3 protein-coding genes are annotated in these 2,174 nt (G+C 41.7%); all 3 read right to left on the reverse strand.

Features of this window, described 5'->3' with window-relative positions:
* Positions 1-694 (reverse strand): transposase (locus tag QUB16_RS33245; protein WP_333322646.1); only part of this gene is annotated, 694 nt, incomplete at its 3' end.
* Between the two features lie 182 nt (positions 695-876).
* A complete protein-coding gene (locus QUB16_RS33250) occupies positions 877-1,131 on the reverse strand; it encodes a hypothetical protein (protein WP_333075830.1) in 255 nt (84 codons plus the stop codon).
* A gap of 84 nt (positions 1,132-1,215) precedes the next feature.
* Positions 1,216-1,815, reverse strand: coding sequence for a hypothetical protein (locus QUB16_RS33255; RefSeq protein ID WP_333322648.1), 600 nt, complete (start codon positions 1,813-1,815; stop codon positions 1,216-1,218).
* Positions 1,816-2,174 lie beyond the last annotated feature (359 nt).

Below are 2,174 nucleotides of genomic sequence, written 5' to 3' on the forward strand. Positions count from 1 at the left end.
GCTTGTTGTAGAACTGGTTGATCGATTTCAATGGTCGCCCGTTAATCAACAAAGGGAGAAATCCCGGTTGATTTGAAATTAACGCCACTAAATTATCCAATCCTAAATCAATACTAGCTACAGAGTTGGCATTGTCGATGGTGGACTCCGGTTCACTTCGACTACGCTCAGTACAAGCATCATAAATTACCTCAATTACATAGGAATCACATTTCGGCACCACTCTAACTTGGCAAATCTGGTCAGGATTGACTTTAGTTTTAATTAAAAAGTCAGTACCAGAAAGCTTGACAATCCCCTTCTTCAACTGTTTACTACTAATTGCTTGAATCGTGTAGATGAGAAGGTTTCGCCCTTTGACCTTATCTTTGTACTTTGGTAGTTTTGGGCGACCTGTGAATTTGGAATGATCGACTTTGTAAGCTTTAACAGCCTCAAAAAACGATTTCCAATTCTTGTCTAAAACCATCAAGATTTGTTGACTGACCTTGGCAGGCAAAGCCTTATATGCTTCGTGAGACTTCATCAAACGATTCATTTCGTTGTAATTGACATAACCCCATCCATAAATAAAACTCTGACGAATGACGTAATTGGCGGCATTGTAGAGGTTTTTGGACTTGAAAGCTAGTTCGTCAATTTGGGCGAAACGGTGTTCCGTTGATTTAATGATGTGCCTCTGTGTTAGTTGCATTTGAGACTTGCGTTTTTTGGGCTATGCGTATTCCTTGTTCAACACTCACAACAATAGAATACCATTATTGTTTATAATTGCTTATAAACTCAATGAAGTTTTACAATACAAAACATCATAGTTTCTCAAGCTTCATCCCAGAAAATCAGTGCATTCAGCATCGACAGATCCTTCGGACTTGATTACTTAGGATTCTGTACCCTTGCCGGCACATCTGTCAGTCCCGCCTTCTGCATCAGCGAAATCACCCCTATAGATAGAATTCCCCCAATGATGGCCCCAACAACTACCAGGATGATAAAGACTTTTTGCAGAGTTTTTTTAGTTGCCGGGTGGTACTGTTTCGGCAATGCTTCACCTTGCTCGTCAACTTCTTGCTCCAAGGGGTCTAGCGGATTGGAGGGATTTGAGTTAAAGGGATTGGGCGCTTGATTCATGGCTGGCTTTGGTTAAAGGATATCTACAACTATATTAACTTGCGATTTGCACGCAGCAGCTTAAATAATACATTCTGGTTTCACTCAAGACTCTATAAAATTTATTAAGATACCGAGAATTTTACCAACATTATTAATAAAATATTCGCTGGTGTCAATCTCGATCGCAATTCCTTCTAATTTGAAAAATTTCCAGATACTACCAGTTGTGACAACTCCATAAATTGTCTGAATGTCATTTTCTTGACGCTGGTTAAATATTTGTGCTGCGATCGTTTCTGCCATGCACTGTCCTAAGCCGGATTGGATGTTGTCATTTTTGGCTTCAACCAAGGCGATAAATGGGGATTCAATGACTAGCTGTTCCGGCGATCTGCTAATTAGAAAATCGCAATAACCGCTCAAACCCCTAGCAGCGTCTACATTGAATTCTCGACCGGAAAATAAACTTATCCGTTCCGGTAGCCGTTTTTTTATCTCCACTAATATTGGCGCGATAATTAGCTCGGAGCGAGCTTTCTCGGAATTAATTTCTAGTGCTAAAGGCAGATTGAATTGCAAAGTTTCTTGCAAAAAACTGCTTGGTTCTATTTCGGGGAGCTCGGCAAACAAGCCAACCGTTCTAGCCAAGGTGATGCCGAAAGTTGCCTTAATTTGTTCTATGCTAAATTGATTGTAGGGCATTTAACTCCCTCTCCCGAAAAATTAAGTGTTTTTCAGAAGCTAATATTATATCACTTGAGGCGCTAAAATTTGAAGCGGGGGTATTTCAGGGCTGTTTCATTCTCACCAAAAACATGAATTTTGTAGGGGTAGTGCTACCCCTACTCCCCGTGCCTACCCCCGACCTAGACGATTCGATCGGCTGATCAGACCAAGAGGGCCGGCACGGGGGCACGGCCCCTACGGAGAATGAAACAGCCCTGGGGGGTATTTGTATATTTGCCTGCTTGTCCAATGCTTTCTTTGAAATACTCACCGGCATAAATGCGCGGTGATTCTTGACGCTTCATAGGGTTCTGCTAACCGTTGCTAGTCTAACA

Source organism: Microcoleus sp. D3_18a_C4, assembly GCF_036702415.1.
Lineage (GTDB): Bacteria > Cyanobacteriota > Cyanobacteriia > Cyanobacteriales > Microcoleaceae > Microcoleus.